Below are 17430 nucleotides of genomic sequence, written 5' to 3' on the forward strand. Positions count from 1 at the left end.
CGAGAAACATCCGCACAGCGCGTTCGCGGACTTCAGGTGAAAACTTGTTCGTCGTTTTGTTCATAGTAGCTCCATCTTCTCAGAAGTTGGAGCCTCCGGCAAAGCCGGGGCGGTTCAGTCCTTCGCTTAGATCGGCATCAACTAAATCGACAAGCGATAGATTGGCATTTCTCAAACACGCCCCGCGCAAGTCTGCGCTCCGCAGCGCCGCGCGATGTAAGTTAGCCTCGCTCAAATCAGCGCAGGTGAATGCGGCTCGATCAAGAATGGCTGCCGACAGGTCGACACCTTTCAGATTCGCTCCGGAAAAATCCGCGCCGGTCAACAATTTGCCCGAAAGGTCGGCATCACGCAGGTCGTACCGCGCCAATAAGGCGCGCGCACCCCCAGGCTCCCCTCGGCAAAACATTTCATGCCTTATGAATATGCCCTGTAAATCATGAGTCGAAATCCGCCTCATTGAGCCCTCGTTTTCGCTTTTGAGCGCCCGAAGCTTACTCGCAGCCATGAGCGAGACTTTGATATCTCGCCCCCTTCACAATCAACCCCAGTTATGGCGCTACCATCTAAGGTCAGTAAAAGTGCGTCTGTTAAGTCAAATGAAAAGGGTGTTTCCTCCCCTCCCCTTAACTCGTCCCGTCCAGGCCGAGTACATCCTGCGGGAAGTCTTTCGACAAGATGATTGGCACCGATTAGAATGCTCTCACAGGTCGTTGCACATGTAGCCAATCGGGTCGAGCGGTCCAAAACTATATACGCAATATCCAGTGGATTATTACCTGACCCGAAGGCCGCTATGGTAGTTCGCAGATGGTCTATTGCTGCCAGCGGGCTGGCAGTGTTGAAGGTGCTTTCGGTCAATATCGACTGCACACGCTGGCATTGTTTGCGCGCCGCCAGAACATTGCCAGCGGCAAAGGCCGCAAAGATAGCAATTTTGTCGTCATCAATCGGAACGTAACCCCAAACCGGCACTCCGCGATCAACGGAAGCTATGTGAGCTTCGACTTGAAACTCGTAATGCATTTCACATTTTCGAAGTAAGGACTCAGACATTGAAAAAGCCGGCGGAGTCGTAAGTCTGTCTCTAACCTTCGCCCTCAAATTGGCCACGGCAGGGCTGACGTGGCAATAACGCTTGCTAACACGTAAAAGCGCAGCGATCTCATCCAAAGTCGCCCTGTCGCGTCCCTGAGCAAGTCCTATGTGGTTTACGTCTAAAGCCAAGAGATCAAGCAATTGCCGCTCTTCAATTTGTGCAGATCGAACGACCACAGCCGTATTCAGTGTCTCGTCATTAGCCCTTAGGCGCTGAATATGAGCGCACAGGATTGGCGTTATGCTATTCACGTCAAAAACAAGGACCTTAGGCGGCAGATCCATAGCTTCCAGCATGCATTCGTTGAGGGTATTGAAAACGATATTCTTATCTCTTTCGCCAAGGCTTATCGTCGCACGCAGGAAAGGACTATTTCTATAACTTTCGGAAAACGCATAAATATCTGGCTCGGTGGAGTCAGGTGACCCGGATTTAACGCGAAACGGCGTTGCAACCATCACCACACCTGTACGGCGTTCGCACCATCGTCGACATAGATTATCGACAGGCTGTCTTCGAAGTCCATGAGCAGATCGGCGTATTCTTCTGCAGACAATCTCAGCATTCCATGCCCCGTCTTCATCCGGTAACCCCAGAAAGAACTGATATGGCTGAGAATGCCGATGTTCTCGCCAAGCTCAAAAAACATGGAGGGCCCCTCAATGAGGAAGCGCCGAAAGGGGCCCGGATTCATTCCGTTGACCAACGCACTATAGGCCTGGTCATACACGGCAAGTGTCCGCGAAAGATTGCCGATTGCGGTGACGATGCGCCTGGCTAAACGAGGCCGGATTTCCTGGAGAAAATCGGCAAGTGCGCGGTCACGCGTCGACAATGGCTGATAAGTAGAAAGGCCCTCTATCACCCGGTTGAGCTCATCCTGAAGGTGCAAGTGTCGCCACTTGAAGTAGAGAAAGCCGCGCCAGGAAAAAATGCCGTCCGACCATTCGTCGCCTGTCAATCTGAGCGTTAGACGAAGCGGCTCAAGTTCATTGTCCAATTCGTTAGACAATATTTTGCTGGTCAGCTTTGTAGTCCCGGTCTGCAAGGCTGACCCAAAAGCCGTTCGCACTAAGCTCTCAATCTCAGAATTAGCGAAGCCGATCATCTGAGCAACATCAGCGGGGGAAATCTTGAGGTAGCAGGCCGCGGGTTTGTGATGCCGTCGTGCTAGATGTTCCCGAACCAAAAAGGGATCCAGAGACGGCAATTCGTCGAGGCACTGCAAAACCTCGGCATCTGCCAAGGTTGATATGTCGGACGTGTTATATATATGCTTGAGAAATACATCATATCCGGTCTGTCCTACGAGAACTGACTGCCCACCAAGCTTGAGATCATCTAAATCAAACGGCAGGATAATTTTCGTGGCTGTACGCTTCGCTTTGCTAAATAAGGCCCGTTCATTCTGGCGAACGGTATGCTTTAAGATGATGGACCGGTTCATCTGGCGGTTTCGGAAAAACGGTCTTGCCGTGTAATCCCGGTCATTTGCACTTGTCTTGGATATGTAACCTAGGTTCAATACCCGAGAGGTCGATGCTGTCTCGCTCAGATTCGACAGGCTGCGCACCTCTTTTTGTGATCCTAGGCCGGACATAAAATACCCCGTTATCCAAATATGGGGCACTTGTAGATCGCGTGGTGTTTACATACCGTTAAGCAAAGGGCCCCAGTTTTGGGAGTCAAGATCGGGCTTTATGTCTTCAAGCCTGGAGCAGGGGGTTACTTCCGTAATTATTCAATAATCCCGAGACGAAGGGCATCTGCAATAGCATGCGTTCGGTTCCGCGCACCAAGTTTGCGAGACGCAATTTTGATGTAGCTATTGACGGTTTCAGTGCTGAGCTTCAGATCCTTACTGATCTCTTCACTTGTCCGGCCTTTCGACGCCAGCTCGATACAGGCCCTTTCACCGTTGGAAAGGCCGATACGTTGATTGAAGCCCGTCAGGACAGGCTCGCAAAGATCGTGATGTATGCGATTGGAAAACCACGTGAGCATTGCCGTCTCTTCCAATGTGAATGGTTTCTGTCGTGCATATCCCGCCAATCCATAGAAGACACCTTGGCGGTTCCATTGAGAGACAATTAACCGCGGCGGAATGTGATGCTCATTCAACAGCCGCACGAGTGCCTGAACTTTTGGTTTGCGCAGCTCCGTCTCTGGCACCTCCGACCAGGCCATGACCGGCCTGTCCGGACTTACCAGGGTGATCAGAGGGTCAGACTCGACCAAGCCTGAATTGTGGTATTCCTGTACACCTAGCTCTGGCATGTTGCTCAACAGCAGGAGGTTGGTTCCCGTCCTGCAGTTATCGAGATCGACCCCGCTGAAAAAATAATATTCAAATGGGACGAAGTGACGAAGGGTGTCTATTATCGAAGTGTCGTAAGCGGGGTGATTGGACCGTAGCCCCTCCAGTTCATCGATCGCGAATTCTCGCGCAGCTAATAACCGCGTTCGGACATAAGAAGGCATGATTGTTTCCCGTCTCGTGAAGACTACCGATATGGCAAACCTTGCTGAAGACGCAACCGAAAACCTATAAACAAGAACAAGGGGCAACTTCGAGAACGCTCTCTTGCCACCACCCGACATTCGGGTTCAATTATCACAAAATACTCGCAGTAAATCAATGACATTGCGACAAACTGTCGCGTTTATTTTTAATAAATACGCTTTGACAAAATTTTCTATCGGGAGCATTTCCTGCTATAAATAGCACATCATTGACGCAATGACACATTGATATGCTCGTAAATTAAAATTTTTATCGCAGATAAACTTACCAATACAGGTAATAATCTGCGGAAGAAGACCTGTATTCTCATGTCCGTAAACAATCATTGGATCGCCATGTGCGGCGAGATAATTGGCGGCCAAAAGCCCTTACTTTTTGTATTGTTTTTAGCTGGCCTGACTGGCAGCATTGCTCATTGCCTGACCATGTGCGCGCCATTTGTTCTGATGCAGGGGGCCGCCAGCCCCCGTAAAGGCCTGTCGCGACTGTTGCTGCCCTATCATGCGGGCCGTTTGACCACCTATGCCGTGCTCGGCCTGATCGCGGGCAGCGCCTTTTACCTGCTGAGCGCCAACCCGGCCTTCGCCCTGATCCGCCGTGCGACGCTGGCGCTGGTCGGTGCCGCCTTCCTGTTTCTGCTGGCCGAGGGGTTGCTGGCGCGTTTCGGGTTACGTCTGCCGTTTCGCCCCTCACTCCCCCTGCCCTGCGGCTTTCGCCAGATTCAGCGCCTGATCGCTGCCCGCAACCTGATCGGACGGTATGCGCTGGGCTTGGGCCTGGGCCTTCTGCCCTGCGGCCTTGTCTATACGGCGCTTCTGGCCGCCGCGACCTCGGGCAATGCCGTGACGGGTGCGCTTGGCATGCTAGTCTTCGGGCTCGGCACCATGCCCGCTCTGATGGGCGCCGGCCTGCTGGGCCAGCCGCTTTTCCAACGTTTTCCGTGGCTTCAGGACGCCTTTCGCCTCGTGGCGCTGGGCGCCAATGCCGCCATTTTGTTTGCCCTAAGCGTAAAACCATAACCGAAGGAACTCATATGCAGGCCCTCACCCTATCCGGAGCCAGCGATGCGACGGCCACCGCGCCGCCAAAAATCGCTTCTGCTCATCCCGTTTATGACGAGAAAATCCTCAAATTCTTCACCATCGCCGCCCTGTTCTGGGGCATTGCCGGGTTTCTGGTCGGCCTCGTCATCGCCTTGCAGATGGCCTTTCCCGACCTCAACTTCGCGCCCTATCTGACCTTTGGGCGGCTGCGACCCCTGCATACCTCGGCGGTCATCTTCGCCTTCGGCGGCAACGTCCTGTTCGCCACTTCGTACCACGTCGTGCAGCGCACCTGCCGGGCGCGCCTGTTCAATGATGGGCTGAGCTGGTTCACCTTCTGGGGCTATCAGGCCTTCATCCTGATGGCAGGCCTCGGTTACGTCTTCGGCGTGACGCAGGGCAAGGAATATGCCGAGCCCGAATGGTACGCCGACCTGTGGCTGACCGTTGTCTGGGTGGGGTATCTGATCAACTTCCTAGGCACGCTGTGGAAGCGCAAGGAACCCCATATCTACGTCGCGAACTGGTTCTATCTGGCCTTCATCGTGACGGTCGCCCTGCTGCACGTCGTCAACAACCTGACCCTGCCGTTTCAACTGGGCAGCGTTCACAGCTACAGCGTCTGGGCGGGCGTGCAGTCGGCCCTGATCCAGTGGTGGTACGGCCACAATGCGGTGGGTTTCTTCCTGACGGCGGGCTTCTTAGGCATCATGTATTATTACGTGCCGAAACAGGCCAATCGTCCGGTCTATTCCTACCGGCTCTCGATCATCCACTTCTGGGCCCTGATCTTCATCTATATCTGGGCCGGTCCGCACCACCTGCTCTATACGTCGCTGCCCGACTGGGCACAGACCCTCGGCATGACCTTCTCGATCATCCTGTGGATGCCGTCGTGGGGTGGGATGATCAACGGTATGATGACCCTGTCGGGGGCGTGGCACAAGCTGCGCGATGATCCCGTGCTTCAATTCATGATCATCGCCCTCAGCTTTTACGGCATGTCCACCTTCGAAGGGCCGCTGATGTCGATCAAGACTGTCAACTCCCTGTCGCACTATACCGACTGGACCATCGGCCACGTCCACGCCGGCGCGCTTGGCTGGGTCGCCTTCATCTCCTTCGGCGCGATCTACTACCTTGTGCCGCACCTGTGGAAGAAGGCGGGCATGTATTCCAACAAGCTGATCTCAGTCCACCTGTGGGTCGCGACGGTAGGTATTGTCATCTACATCAGCTCGATGTGGGTCGCCGGCATCATGCAGGGCCTCATGTGGCGCGCCTATAACGAGATGGGTTTCCTGACCTATTCGTTTGTCGAAACGGTGCAGGCCATGCACCCCTATTACATCATCCGCGCGGTGGGCGGCGGACTGTTCCTGGTGGGTGCCCTGATCATGGTGGTCAATGTCTGGAAGACCATCGCCCAGCCCGATGCCGTCACAACCGGCGCAGCCCTTCCGGAGCATGCCTGAAATGTTAGAGAAACACGCCAAACTTGAGCGAAACTCGATGTGGCTGCTGATCTTCACGGTCATCGCCGTGTCCATCGGCGGCATCATCGAAATCGTCCCGCTGTTCCGTATGCAGACCACCATCGAGCCGGTAAAGGGCGTTCGACCCTACACGCCGCTCGAACTTATGGGGCAGGAAATCTATATCCGTGAGGGGTGCAACACCTGCCACTCGCAGCAGATCCGTCCGCTGCGGGACGAGCAGCAGCGCTACGGCCACTATTCGCTGGCGGCCGAAAGCATGTACGACCACCCCTTCCTGTGGGGATCAAAGCGCACGGGGCCGGATCTGGCCCGTGTCGGTGGCAAATATTCCGACGACTGGCACGTGGCGCACCTGAAAAACCCGCGCGCGGTCGTGCCGGAATCGATCATGCCCTCCTACGCCTTTCTGGCCGATAAGCCCTATGGCGACTGGCGTATCAACAAGCGCCTAAAAGCCCTGAAGACTCTGGGCGTGCCCTATACCAAAGAGATGATCGCCGAAGCCGCCATCGACTACGAGGCGCAGGCCAATCCGACCGCCGACGCGTCGGGTCTGCTGGAGCGCTATGGCGACAAGGTGGCGGTGCGCGATTTCGACGGCAATCCTAATGAAATCACCGAAATGGACGCTCTGATCGCGTACTTGCAAAAGCTGGGTACCGACGTCGATTTCACCACCTACGATCCCGACTACGCGATCAAAAAGGCACCCAAAACCGCCCCCGGACATATGGAGAAAGCGAAATGATGAATACCTCGCTTCTGGGCGGGCTGATCACGCTCGCCTTCACCCTGACCTTCGTGTCCATCGCCGTCTGGGCGTACTGGCCGAAGAACAAGGCTAAACTTCAGGCCCACCGCCTGATCCCCCTTCAGGACGAGGAGGCTGACCATGTCGAAGGATAAGCACGACAAGGAGATCGACGGTCCGACCGGCGTCGAGACGACCGGCCACGAATGGGATGGCCTTAAGGAACTGAATAACCCCGCCCCGCGCTGGTGGCTTATCGTCTGGCTGGTGACCATCGTCTGGGCCATCGGCTACTGGGTCGTCTATCCGGCCTGGCCGACACCCGGCGGCCACACCAAGGGTGTCGCGGGCTGGACGCAGTACGGCAAGCTCAAGCGCGAACAGGCCGAAATCACGAAGCGCCAGAGCACGTGGCTGACCAAGTTCCACGCCGCCAGCTTCGAACAGGTCAAGGCCGACAAGGGCCTTTACGAGTTCGCCCGCGCCGGGGGCGAAGTCGCCTTTAAGGAAAACTGCGCCGCCTGCCACGGGGCCGGAGGCGAAGGCCGCAAGGGTTATCCGAACCTCAATGACGACGACTGGTTGTTCGGGGGCAAGGTCGAGGACATCTACCACACCATCAAGGTCGGCAGCCGCTCCTCGCACCCCGAAACCCATCAGGCGATGATGCCCGCTTTCGGTCGCGACGGCATCCTCGATGCGGCTCAGATCGACGATGTGGCAACCTATGTGATGGCGCTCCCTCAGGGGGCTACCGCACCCAGGGCCGATGCTTTCGTGCGGGGGGAAGCGGTCTATGCCGCTAACTGCGTCACCTGTCACGGCGACGGCGGGATCGGCAACCGCGAGCTGGGGGCACCGCGCCTCAACGACGCCATCTGGCTCTATGGCGGCGACAAGGCCTCGATCATCCAGACCGTCACCAGCGCCCGCGCCGGGGTCATGCCGACCTGGGAAAACCGCCTCGATGACGATACCCGTCGTCAGCTCGCCATCTACGTCCACAGTCTGGGCGGCGGCGAGTAACCAAAAACTACGCCTTCCTGACGTGTCAGGGAGGCGTAGGAACATTATCGCCTCGCCTGCGAAGGCCGGGGGCGAGAAGAAAACAACCCCATGTCCTATTTCGAAAAAGCCGCCAAAATCTACCCGCGCCGCGTCAGGGGCACCTTCCGTACTGTGAAGTGGATCGTCATGATCGCGCTGCTTGGTCTCTATTACGCCGCGCCGTGGCTGCGCTGGGACCGCGGGCCGCACGTGCCGGATCAGGCCATCTTCATCGACCTGACCGGGCAGCGCGGCTATTTTTTCGGCATCGAAATCTGGCCGCAGGAAGTCTATCTGCTGGTCGGCATACTCATTCTGGCCGCCATCGGTCTATTCTTTGCCACGGCCTTGCTGGGGCGCGTCTGGTGTGGCTATGCCTGCCCGCAGACCGTGTGGACCGACCTCTTCGTCTGGGTCGAGCGCTTCGTGCAGGGCGACCGCAACGCGCGCAAGAAGCTCGACGACAGCCGATGGACCGTCGAAAAACTTTGGAAGAAGGGGCTGACGCACCTGATCTGGCTGGTGATCGGTGCCCTGACCGGCGGCGCATGGGTCTTCTATTTTAACGACGCACCGACGCTGCTGTCGGATATGTGGCACGGCGACGCGTCGTGGAGCGTGATCGGCTGGATCGTGGCGCTCACGCTTTCGACCTACTTCATGGCCGGGTTCGCCCGTGAAAACGTCTGCACCTATATGTGCCCCTATGCGCGGTTTCAGTCGGCCATGTTCGACAAGGACACGCTGATCATCTCCTATCAGCCGGAACGCGGCGAACCGCGCGGCAAGCATAAGAAGGGCGATAACTGGGACAATCGTGGGCACTGCATCGACTGCACGGCCTGCGTCGTGGTCTGCCCGATGGGGATCGACATCCGCGACGGGCTTCAGATGGAGTGCATCTCCTGTGGTCTGTGCATCGACGCCTGCAACGACGTCATGAAAAAGCTCGACCTGCCCGGCGACCTCATTCGCTACGACACCGAAAATAATCAGACCCACCGCCTCGATATCAGCTTTCGTCGCCGCGCGGACAGAGCCGCTACCGTCGTCGCCGACCCGACCGCCCCCAGCGTGCGCGCCAAACCCCGTGTGCGCTGGGTCCGACCGCGCACCATCAGCTACGCTCTTATTCTGACCGTGGTTGGCAGCGTCATGCTGGGGGCAATCCTGACGCGTCAGACGACCGAGTTGAACATCATCCACAACCGTGCGCCGCAGTTCGTCCGCCTCAGCGATGGTGACGTGCGCAATGCCTACAGTCTGAAAATTCTCAACAAATCGCACGAAGACCGTCGCTACACCCTATTGGTCGAGGGTGTTGTTGCCCGCGATCTGTCGGTGCTGGCCGCCGGAGACGTGCCCGTGACGCACCTGTCCGTCCCCGCCAACAGCGTCGGTGAATTCCGCGTGCGCCTGACGACCTCTAACGGTGCGCCTGGTCGAACCGATATCCGCTTCGTCCTGACCGATCCCGTAACCCGCAGGAGTGCCCGCCATGACAGCTATTTCGTCCGCTGAAACCCAGGCCGAGATCGACCGCCGCCGGGGCCGTTTCGTCCCGTGGATCATCGCCGCCTTTTTCCTCAGTTTCATGCTGCCGCTAATCGCCTTTACGGTACTGGCCTTCCGCCATGCCCCCAGTGAAGTGACGCCGCAAGCCTACGAGAAAGGTCTGGCCTACAACAGCGCTCTGGCCGCCGAAGCGGCGCAGGCCGGGCTCGGCTGGCGCATCGCGGGGGCCTATGACCACGGCGCCTACCACGTCACGGTGCGCGACGACGACCGGCCTTTGGAAGACGCCCGTGTCGAGGTGTGGTTCGTCCATCCGGCGCAGAAAGCGCTCGACCGCCACATCGTGCTGACAGCCCAGGGCGATGGCATCTTTTCGGCCCCGGCAAATCTGCCGGTGCGCGCGGGCTGGACCGCCCACGTCACGGTCGAAGATAAGGGCCGTCAGGTCCAGACGCGCTTCTTATTCGAGAATTAGGATGGATATTCTTTTCCTTCTCATCGCTGCGGCGGGCTGTCTGGCGCTGATAGGGGCCGCCGCCTTTATGTGGGCGGTACGCACCCATCAGTTCGACGACCCCGACATGCAGGCCGAACGCATTTTGCACGAGGACGACGAAGCATGACCGATTTCGCCTGCTACGCCACCCAAGGCGACGATGGCCGCGCCAGCCTGTTCTTGCAGGTCGAAGGGATGCGCTGCGCCGCCTGCGCCTGGAAGATCGAGAGCGCGCTCAATGCCGAACCGGGTGTCGAGGCGCGCATCACCTATTCGACCCAGCGCCTGAAGATCGTCTGGGACCATATGGGTGAGGCTACAAAGGCGCGGGCGAACGAACTGGCCGAATTAATCGAGCGTCTGGGCTTTTCGGTCGCGCCGTTCGACCTGACGACAAAGGCCGCCGGTCAGCAGGAAGAAACTCAATTCATCCTGCGCTGCCTGGCCGTAGCAGGGTTTGCCACCACCTATGTCATGCTCTTTTCCGATGCCCTGTGGTTTTCGTCCGAAGCAGCCTTGAGCGGCGCGACGCGCGACCTGATGCACTGGGCAATGGCGTTGGGCGCCCTGCCCGCCATGCTCTATGCCGGGCGGCCCTTCTATATCAGCGCGCTGACAGCTTTGCAGCATGGCCGCGCCAATATGGATGTGCCCATCGCTATCGCCGTGCTGCTGGCCGGCGGGATGAGTCTCTATGAGACCATCTCCCATGGTCGTTACGTCTATTACGACGCTTCGGTCATGCTATTGTTCTTCCTACTGATCGGGCGCTTCCTCGATCTCAAGGCACGCGGCAAGGCGCGCGAAGCCGCCGACGGGCTGCTGGCCATGCTCGACGGTACGGCGACCGTTGTGGACGGCGGGCAGATACGAAGCGTGCGCATCGCCGAACTGACTCCGGGTATGATCCTGCGCATCACCGCCGGAGAGAAAATAGCCGCCGACAGCACCGTAATTGGCGGGGCGTCCGACATCGACACCAGCTTGATCACCGGAGAGACACTGCCGCGCACGGTGCAATACGGACACCGTCTCTATGCCGGAACGATCAACCTGTCCGCCCCGATCGACGCGCGGGTCGACGCGGCCTCGGGCGACAGCCTGCTGTCCGAGGTGGTACGGCTGATGGAGACCGCCGAACAGGGTCAGGCACGCTATGTTCGCATCGCCGACCGTGTCGCCGCCATCTATGCCCCGGCGGTGCATGTTCTGGCTGCCCTGACCTTCTTCGGCTGGCTTTGGATCGCGCGCACCCCGTGGGAAGACGGGCTGATGAAAGCCATGGCCGTGCTGATCGTCACCTGCCCGTGCGCGCTGGGCCTTGCAGTGCCGGTGGCGCAGGTGCTGGCCTCAGGTCAGTTGTTCAAACGCGGCATTCTGGTCAAGTCGGGCAAAGGGCTGGAGGCTCTGGCCGCGGTCAATACGGTCGTGCTGGACAAGACAGGGACGGTGACTTTGGGTAAACCCGAATGGAACAACCGCCATGCCCTGACGCGCGAAGACCGACGCATCGCCGTGGCCATGGCGGCCTCAAGTCGTCACCCGCTGTCGGTGGCCATCGCCGTTACGCGTGTCGGGGGAGACGCCTTGAAGCTGAAGGTTGAGGAGGTTCCCGGCTACGGGCTGCGCGCTATTGTCGGCACAGAGGTCGTTCGGATGGGCAAGGCCGCGTGGATCGGGGTGCCCGGCTCACACGATCACGGGCTCGACCTGTGGTTCCGGCGTGGCCACGGCGTCGCTACCCGCCTGACCTTCGAGGACGCCCTGCGCCCCGACGCGACGGCGACCGTTCAGGCATTAAAAACCAAAGGGATACGAGTGGTCATGTTGTCGGGCGACCGCGACAGCGTCGTGCGGCACGTCGCGGCTGAATTGGGCATCGACGACGCCCGCAGCGACCTGAACCCGGCGGAAAAGTTGCGTGTCATCGAGGCTTTACAGGCAGAGGGCCGCTGTGTCCTGATGGTCGGTGACGGGCTCAACGACGCTGCGGCTTTGTCCGCCGCATCGGTATCTATGTCGCCCTCGACCGGGCTCGACATTACGCAGAACGCTGCCGACCTGATTTTCAGGGGGCGTGAACTGGGGGCCGTCGTCAGCGCCCTCGACACAGCCCGTCGCACCCAGCGCATCGTGGAGCAGAACTTCGTCATGGCGCTGGGCTACAATCTGATCGCGGTGCCCCTGGCCGTCGCCGGGCTGGTCAGTCCGATGATCGCCGCCATTGCCATGTCGTCATCGTCACTTCTTGTCATTCTAAACGCCTTTCGTATCGTTCGGCGGGAACAACTCCCCAATCGCGGCACACCTGTTGGTGATGCGTAAATCAGTCTCCCTACTGTTGGCGTTTCGCTTGATCAACCAGGAGGTTTCTATCTACATTTGGCCGCTAGACATCCAACAATATTGGCGATGACAAAATAGCATTCAGCGTTGCCAGCAATTCCTCTGCCTTGAACGGCTTGGCAATTTGCGCGTCGGCACCCAGTCGCTCTGTCGCCTTCAACACCTCCGTCTCCGATACTTTTTCATCGAGGCCGGCCGACATAGCAATGACCGGGACCGACGGCCAGGTCTTCTTAATGTGCCTCATCCCTTGAAGCCCACCCATGCCCGGCATGAAAACGTCGCATAGAACGGCATCGACGCGAGCGATGTTCACGTCCTTGAAGGCCTGCTCCATAGTTTCCGCTTCGTGGACACCATAACCTGAGAATTCCAGAATACCTTTGATGAAGGTTCGAAGTGTTCTGGAATCCTCAATAACCAACACCGTTTTACGCCGCTCTTTCGATGTCGGCGCCTGAAAGGCCTGTTGGAAGATGTAACCTATATCCGCCTCGTTGAACGGCTTGCGGAGCTCGAAATCGGCCCTTGCCTGCCGGGCTTTATGCAGGGTATCGCTGATCGCTTCGTGCGAAGAACCCGCCGTCATCAGAACAACGGGCGCTGTGCCCGTCTTCTTACGAAAGGCATCAATATGGTTAATAGCGTTGAATTGCCCGACGAATACGTCAAGAAACACCGCCTGAACCTGATAATAGGATAAGGCTTCATAGCCCTCCCGGAAGCTCGGAAAATGCAGATGAGTCCACCCAGGCTGAGCGGATACCATGCGACCGATCAGATTGGCTTGGACGGCGCTGTCTTCGATGATCAGGGCTGTATGGGTCATGCGTCAGTGAAATAATGAAGTGAGGCCGATCAATTCGATATCCGGTGCCTTGATCAGATAGACGGGAATGTCCTGGAGATACCCCTGAAGACGGCCCTTGTCGGCAAGGCGCGTCTCAAAAGCGTCCCAGTCGATAAGATCACCGATCAGGAGCATGAGTTCACCGGCAAGATAAATTCCGCCACGAGCGCCGGCCATCAGAGCTGCGTCGGATGCCGCATCAGCGAGGAAGGTTTGACAGTAGCGAATGGCGTCGCGAGCAGCCGGTGCGCCAAGGCTGGCGAGCTCGGCCACCATGGCGGCAGTTGTCGCCGTTTCAGGCACTTCATCAAACCCGATCAGGTAGTCATAGATATCGGCCAATCCGTTCAGGGATATGGCGCGCTCACGTGAGACATGCCCGTATTTGCGCTCCAGGAATTTGAAAATTTCAACTTCCTGCGGGTTTCGAGCCGGTAGGTCGGAATGACCGCCCTCACAGGGGAGAATGATCGTTTCGCCAAAATGATCCGGTACTATACCTGCGGTACCAAGGCCCCGGCCGGTACCAATAAGTACGCTCAGTTGATCCGGGTCCCCCGCGCCGCCACAGACCTTTAACAAATCAGCACGGTCCAACAAGCGAACAGACATGGCCTTGGCAACACAATCATTGACGATGTGGAGCCGTTGAACGCCTAAAAGATCACGCAGCCCCCTCTCGCGAAAGCTGATAGCCCTGGTTGGGCATGGCCAGACCGCCGTCGACTTCCCAGCCCCCAGCTGAGACAGCCGTACCCATAAGTACTGGGTTTCCATGCGATGCCATGAAATCTGAAACTGACTGGTTGAACTGCTCCAGTGACTGGCACGGAAAAGACATGGCCTCTTCTGGCCTTTGCCCTTGCCTGACAAGAGCCAGCTTTAGGGTCGATGTCTTTGAGATATCTGCGAGCAAAATGCGCTCCATTCCTGCCTCCCTTGGCGGAAATTGTCTTTATGATTTTCGCCAATTTTAGGATTGAAATATTGACATTATGTTATCGTAAAGTGCGCAACTACAATGGGTTGGTCTGTTCACTGATTGCAGGATTAATTAACCCGGCGTCATAAACCCGCAGCAATACCTTGCGCATCTGATCATGTCCCGTCGCGACGAGCACTATCGTCGCTCAGGATACCGGCAGCCTTTATCCGCGCCACCTTCTCGTCACGGTGCGGCACGCGGAGGTTCAGCATCTCTCAACGGGATTGAGCACGATGGCCTACCAACGAGTAAGTGAGCAAATACGCCAAAATCGTTCCAGAAACCCATGCCTACGGCGGACCATAAACGCAATCCACTGTTGCGCAGGTAGCCAACTGTCCCAAAAGCCGCAGGTTACGCCATTCCCGGATGAATATAATCCGTTAATCTCTTCGGCGCATTGTGATCACAAATATGCAGGAGGTCAGGAATGAGTCAGACGGTACTTATCCTGGAAGACAGCCGTACGCAGGCGGCTATTATTAGCAAAATGTTTCAGAAAGCAGGCTTTACACCTGTATGCGTTTCAGAAGAACAGGCGGCTAAGACGCGGCTAAAGGAAGAGGCTTTCGACCTTCTGCTCCTTGACGTGTTTATCGAAGGTACGAATACACTCGATGCGCTTGATGAGTATCGCCAACTCGCACCCCGCGTTCCCATTGCAATCATGACGGCAGGCCACAATGGCGACGCCGAGGCTGGTGCCGATGCGCTCAATAAGGCACGACGTCATCGCGTAAACTTTCTACTGCCTAAACCTTTTTACTATGTAGATGTGGTTCAAGTCTGCGCTGACGTCGATGCCTATTGGACATCGCTCAAGGTTGAAGCCTTAGCCGAAAACCCGCAACGTCTTACCGGCTGACCGAATCTCTTCGAATGCGAGCGGAATGTCGTTGCCCGCGATTGAATTGGCACCAGAACATTTTTAAATTTGGTCCAGGCGTTACAAACCGCTCGTATGTGAATTTGATGTCAAGGGCGGAGCAAAATCCGGTCAACTGGCGGCGCGCGTTAGTAGAGCACCTATTCTCCTGGTGGAGACACCGCTCACGTCGGGTTTGCTAGGTTCCATTCCCTCCCGGAAAATCTCTGAAGCCATGCATGCCCTGGGCCGGATCGGACGTCCTGAAGACGTGGCACGCCTCATTGTATTTCTCCTTGATCCCGCCAATGACTGGATAACGGGTCAGGTAATCGGCGTTGACGGCGGCCTGTCGCGTGTCAGGCCGAAGGTCCGGGTATGAAGATAGCCTCCCCTATGCGTTTCAGAAACAGCAGCGATGGGTGTCGTCGGAACACCGTCGCATAAGATGAGCACAGGTGCGCTCAGGGTCATACTCGCGGATCAGCTTTCAACGCGACTCGCCGTCATTACTAAGGCGGACAAAACCCGTGACGTCATCCTCATGGCTGAGGTTATGTCGGAGGCAAGTTATGTGCGTCACCACGTCAAGAAGATCGCCTTCCTCTTTTCTGCTATGCGTCACTACGCTCAAGCTTTGCGCGTTGCAGGCTTCACCATCCGCTATGTGACGCTCGACGATGAGGACAACAGGCAGAGCCTCGAAGGTGAAATATTGAGAGCGACAGAGGATTTCGCGCCGGAGCGCGTAGTCGTTACCGAACCCGGCGAGTGGCGACTTAGGGAATCCTTCGAAGCTTTGCGCCTCGCCCTCCCCGTCCCGTTTATCATCCTACCCGATACGCGTTTCTTGTGCAGCCATGCTGAATTTAACAAATGGGCCGAAGGGCGACGCGAGTTCAGGATGGAGTACTTTTACCGTGAGATGCGGCGCCGGTATGGCATCCTGCTTGAGGCAGACGGTTCGCCCTGCGGCGGTCGCTGGAACTTCGACGCCGATAATCGCAAACCGCCGCAAAAAGGCTTAACCTCGCCCAAACGGTTGAGTTTTCGCAAGGATGCCATCACGCTTGAGGTCCTTGATCTGGTGCGCCGTCGCTTCCCCGATGGATACGGTCGGCTGGAACCTTTTCATTTTGCGGTCACCCGACGCCAGGCTCTGCGCGAGCTGGATCATTTCATATTCCATATGCTCGCCCGCTTCGGCGATCACCAGGACGCCATGGTCGAGGGCGAGCCCTATCTCAACCATTCGCTACTCTCCGCCTACATCAATGCTGGTTTGCTCTATCCGCTCGAAATCTGTCAAAAAGCCGAAGCAGCTTACCGGCAAGGCCGGGTCCCGCTCAACGGCGCTGAAGGGTTTATCCGCCAGATCCTCGGCTGGCGGGAATATGTCAGAGGCCTCTACTGGCGCTTCATGCCGAGTTACCTGGACAATAATGCGCTTGAAGCCCGCGAGGCCCTGCCGTGGTTCTACTGGTCCGGTGAGACGCGGATGAACTGCATGCGCCAGGCCCTGTCTGACACCCTCGAACATGCCTATTCCCATCATATTCAACGGCTGATGATCACCGGCAATTTTGCGCTTATCGCAGGCCTTGACCCTAAGGCGGTTCATGAATGGTATCTGGCCGTCTATGCGGATGCCTATGAATGGGTTGAATTGCCGAACACACTCGGGATGGCTCTTTATGCCGATGGCGGGCTTCTGGCATCCAAGCCCTATGCCGCTAGCGGCAACTATATCCGACGCATGAGCAACTATTGCGACACCTGCCCGTACGATCCCTCGGTCTCAACCGGCGAAAAGGCGTGTCCGTTCAACGCCCTCTATTGGGATTTCATCGCCCGCCATCGCGACCGCTTCGAACAGAACCGCCGCATGCCCTTTGTCTACGCAACCTGGGATCGCATGGGCGATGACAAACAACAGGCCCTTCGCGCCGAAGCACGGCGTCATGTCGTGGCAATGCATGAAGGCCGACTCTGATGCCAAAGCGCGTGGCCAAACGGGCTCTGCCAACCAAGATCTGCCCCGTGTGCGGGCGGCCGTTCACATGGCGCAAAAAATGGAAAGCCGTCTGGAATGACGTAAAATACTGTTCGGAAGCCTGCCGACGGCGAGGTAGGTGAACTTGTTGGCCACAACGCACGAATGAGGTCGCCAGGCACCAATTCTCCAATCGGGTGGCGGAAGTAAGGGAGCAAGGTGGGTGCTGTATTGAGATATTTATATAATAACTTCAACCACATACCATTGTGGACGTATGATTTAGCCCAAACTTGGGTGTGAACCGCCCCGGCTTTGCCGGAGGCTCCAACTTCTGAGAAGATGGAGCTACTATGAACAAAACGACGAACAAGTTTTCACCTGAAGTCCGCGAACGCGCTGTGCGGATGTTTCTCG

Annotated in this window: 19 protein-coding genes; 13 read left to right on the forward strand and 6 right to left on the reverse strand. The window is 57.2% G+C overall.

Translation table 11 applies throughout. The features are described from left to right. Positions 1–79: 79 nt before the first annotated feature. From PQU92_RS18405 to PQU92_RS18420, 4 genes are all read right to left on the reverse strand, one after another. Positions 80–460 (reverse strand): pentapeptide repeat-containing protein, encoded by a 381-nt coding sequence (locus tag PQU92_RS18405; RefSeq protein WP_272749762.1) that lies wholly within the window; start codon positions 458–460, stop codon positions 80–82. Further along, on the reverse strand, positions 457–1557 hold the full coding sequence (locus PQU92_RS18410; protein ID WP_272749763.1) for a hypothetical protein: 1101 nt from the start codon (positions 1555–1557) through the stop codon (positions 457–459). The genes PQU92_RS18405 and PQU92_RS18410 overlap by 4 nt, the downstream gene beginning before the upstream one ends. Continuing rightward, positions 1557–2699: a hypothetical protein gene (locus tag PQU92_RS18415; RefSeq protein ID WP_272749764.1), complete on the reverse strand. Its 1143-nt coding sequence runs from the start codon at positions 2697–2699 to the stop codon at positions 1557–1559. Before PQU92_RS18415 ends, PQU92_RS18410 begins: the two co-directional genes overlap by 1 nt. 137 nt (positions 2700–2836) lie before the next feature. Then, complete coding sequence (locus PQU92_RS18420) at positions 2837–3580, reverse strand: helix-turn-helix transcriptional regulator (RefSeq protein WP_272749765.1); 744 nt, start codon at positions 3578–3580, stop codon at positions 2837–2839. A gap of 351 nt (positions 3581–3931) precedes the next feature. Here PQU92_RS18420 and PQU92_RS18425 point away from each other — a divergent pair, with 351 nt between their 5' ends. The 9 genes from PQU92_RS18425 to PQU92_RS18465 all read left to right on the forward strand — a co-directional run bounded on the left by PQU92_RS18425 (position 3932) and on the right by PQU92_RS18465 (position 12299). Beyond that, entirely contained in the window at positions 3932–4642 is a 711-nt protein-coding gene (locus PQU92_RS18425; protein ID WP_272749766.1) for a sulfite exporter TauE/SafE family protein, read from the forward strand. A 14-nt stretch (positions 4643–4656) separates the two neighbouring features. Beyond that, the gene (gene ccoN, locus PQU92_RS18430) at positions 4657–6141 is read left to right on the forward strand and encodes a cytochrome-c oxidase, cbb3-type subunit I (protein ID WP_272749767.1); all 1485 of its coding nucleotides are present in this window, start codon (positions 4657–4659) and stop codon (positions 6139–6141) included. 1 nt (position 6142) lies between these two features. Beyond that, positions 6143–6913 carry a cytochrome-c oxidase, cbb3-type subunit II gene (ccoO, locus tag PQU92_RS18435; RefSeq protein ID WP_272749768.1) on the forward strand — a complete coding sequence of 257 codons (771 nt, stop codon included), beginning with the start codon at positions 6143–6145 and terminating at the stop codon, positions 6911–6913. Further along, positions 6910–7071 carry a cbb3-type cytochrome oxidase subunit 3 gene (locus PQU92_RS18440; protein ID WP_272749769.1) on the forward strand — a complete coding sequence of 54 codons (162 nt, stop codon included), beginning with the start codon at positions 6910–6912 and terminating at the stop codon, positions 7069–7071. The genes ccoO and PQU92_RS18440 overlap by 4 nt, the downstream gene beginning before the upstream one ends. Then, positions 7058–7942, forward strand: coding sequence for a cytochrome-c oxidase, cbb3-type subunit III (gene ccoP, locus PQU92_RS18445; protein ID WP_272749770.1), 885 nt, complete (start codon positions 7058–7060; stop codon positions 7940–7942). Before PQU92_RS18440 ends, ccoP begins: the two co-directional genes overlap by 14 nt. Positions 7943–8032: 90 nt before the next feature. Beyond that, positions 8033–9484 carry a cytochrome c oxidase accessory protein CcoG gene (ccoG, locus tag PQU92_RS18450; RefSeq protein WP_272749771.1) on the forward strand — a complete coding sequence of 484 codons (1452 nt, stop codon included), beginning with the start codon at positions 8033–8035 and terminating at the stop codon, positions 9482–9484. Further along, entirely contained in the window at positions 9462–9953 is a 492-nt protein-coding gene (locus PQU92_RS18455; protein ID WP_272749772.1) for a FixH family protein, read from the forward strand. Before ccoG ends, PQU92_RS18455 begins: the two co-directional genes overlap by 23 nt. A 1-nt stretch (position 9954) precedes the next feature. Further along, a complete protein-coding gene (ccoS, locus tag PQU92_RS18460; protein WP_272749773.1) occupies positions 9955–10101 on the forward strand; it encodes a cbb3-type cytochrome oxidase assembly protein CcoS in 147 nt (48 codons plus the stop codon). Beyond that, positions 10098–12299, forward strand: a complete 2202-nt coding sequence (locus PQU92_RS18465; RefSeq protein WP_272749774.1) for a heavy metal translocating P-type ATPase — start codon at positions 10098–10100, stop codon at positions 12297–12299. Before ccoS ends, PQU92_RS18465 begins: the two co-directional genes overlap by 4 nt. 64 nt (positions 12300–12363) lie before the next feature. Here the strand turns inward: PQU92_RS18465 and PQU92_RS18470 are convergent, their stop codons facing one another. Both PQU92_RS18470 and PQU92_RS18475 read right to left on the reverse strand, forming a co-directional pair. Then, on the reverse strand, positions 12364–13149 hold the full coding sequence (locus tag PQU92_RS18470) for a response regulator (protein ID WP_272749775.1): 786 nt from the start codon (positions 13147–13149) through the stop codon (positions 12364–12366). Positions 13150–13152: 3 nt separating this feature from the next. Next, positions 13153–13947 carry a glucokinase gene (locus PQU92_RS18475; protein ID WP_272749776.1) on the reverse strand — a complete coding sequence of 265 codons (795 nt, stop codon included), beginning with the start codon at positions 13945–13947 and terminating at the stop codon, positions 13153–13155. Positions 13948–14585: 638 nt separating this feature from the next. Here PQU92_RS18475 and PQU92_RS18480 point away from each other — a divergent pair. The 4 genes from PQU92_RS18480 (at position 14586) to PQU92_RS18495 (ending at position 17156) form a co-directional block, all read left to right on the forward strand. After that, positions 14586–15020, forward strand: a complete 435-nt coding sequence (locus PQU92_RS18480) for a response regulator (RefSeq protein ID WP_272749777.1) — start codon at positions 14586–14588, stop codon at positions 15018–15020. A gap of 172 nt (positions 15021–15192) precedes the next feature. Beyond that, complete coding sequence (locus PQU92_RS18485) at positions 15193–15402, forward strand: SDR family oxidoreductase (protein WP_272749778.1); 210 nt, start codon at positions 15193–15195, stop codon at positions 15400–15402. A gap of 66 nt (positions 15403–15468) precedes the next feature. Beyond that, on the forward strand, positions 15469–17013 hold the full coding sequence (locus tag PQU92_RS18490; RefSeq protein WP_272749779.1) for a cryptochrome/photolyase family protein: 1545 nt from the start codon (positions 15469–15471) through the stop codon (positions 17011–17013). Then, a complete protein-coding gene (locus PQU92_RS18495; protein ID WP_272749780.1) occupies positions 17013–17156 on the forward strand; it encodes a DUF2256 domain-containing protein in 144 nt (47 codons plus the stop codon). Before PQU92_RS18490 ends, PQU92_RS18495 begins: the two co-directional genes overlap by 1 nt. Positions 17157–17430 lie beyond the last annotated feature (274 nt).

The organism is Asticcacaulis aquaticus (genome assembly GCF_028550415.1).
Classification (GTDB): Bacteria; Pseudomonadota; Alphaproteobacteria; order Caulobacterales; family Caulobacteraceae; genus Asticcacaulis; species Asticcacaulis aquaticus.

Coding starts and splice junctions, on each gene's coding strand:
- PQU92_RS18405 (WP_272749762.1), bottom strand. CDS start 460: ATGAGGCGGATTTCGACTCATGATTTACAGGGCATATTCATAAGGCAT.
- PQU92_RS18410 (WP_272749763.1), bottom strand. CDS start 1,557: ATGGTTGCAACGCCGTTTCGCGTTAAATCCGGGTCACCTGACTCCACC.
- PQU92_RS18415 (WP_272749764.1), bottom strand. CDS start 2,699: ATGTCCGGCCTAGGATCACAAAAAGAGGTGCGCAGCCTGTCGAATCTG.
- PQU92_RS18420 (WP_272749765.1), bottom strand. CDS start 3,580: ATGCCTTCTTATGTCCGAACGCGGTTATTAGCTGCGCGAGAATTCGCG.
- PQU92_RS18425 (WP_272749766.1), top strand. CDS start 3,932: ATGTCCGTAAACAATCATTGGATCGCCATGTGCGGCGAGATAATTGGC.
- ccoN (WP_272749767.1), top strand. CDS start 4,657: ATGCAGGCCCTCACCCTATCCGGAGCCAGCGATGCGACGGCCACCGCG.
- ccoO (WP_272749768.1), top strand. CDS start 6,143: ATGTTAGAGAAACACGCCAAACTTGAGCGAAACTCGATGTGGCTGCTG.
- PQU92_RS18440 (WP_272749769.1), top strand. CDS start 6,910: ATGATGAATACCTCGCTTCTGGGCGGGCTGATCACGCTCGCCTTCACC.
- ccoP (WP_272749770.1), top strand. CDS start 7,058: ATGTCGAAGGATAAGCACGACAAGGAGATCGACGGTCCGACCGGCGTC.
- ccoG (WP_272749771.1), top strand. CDS start 8,033: ATGTCCTATTTCGAAAAAGCCGCCAAAATCTACCCGCGCCGCGTCAGG.
- PQU92_RS18455 (WP_272749772.1), top strand. CDS start 9,462: ATGACAGCTATTTCGTCCGCTGAAACCCAGGCCGAGATCGACCGCCGC.
- ccoS (WP_272749773.1), top strand. CDS start 9,955: ATGGATATTCTTTTCCTTCTCATCGCTGCGGCGGGCTGTCTGGCGCTG.
- PQU92_RS18465 (WP_272749774.1), top strand. CDS start 10,098: ATGACCGATTTCGCCTGCTACGCCACCCAAGGCGACGATGGCCGCGCC.
- PQU92_RS18470 (WP_272749775.1), bottom strand. CDS start 13,149: ATGACCCATACAGCCCTGATCATCGAAGACAGCGCCGTCCAAGCCAAT.
- PQU92_RS18475 (WP_272749776.1), bottom strand. CDS start 13,947: ATGGAAACCCAGTACTTATGGGTACGGCTGTCTCAGCTGGGGGCTGGG.
- PQU92_RS18480 (WP_272749777.1), top strand. CDS start 14,586: ATGAGTCAGACGGTACTTATCCTGGAAGACAGCCGTACGCAGGCGGCT.
- PQU92_RS18490 (WP_272749779.1), top strand. CDS start 15,469: ATGAGCACAGGTGCGCTCAGGGTCATACTCGCGGATCAGCTTTCAACG.
- PQU92_RS18495 (WP_272749780.1), top strand. CDS start 17,013: ATGCCAAAGCGCGTGGCCAAACGGGCTCTGCCAACCAAGATCTGCCCC.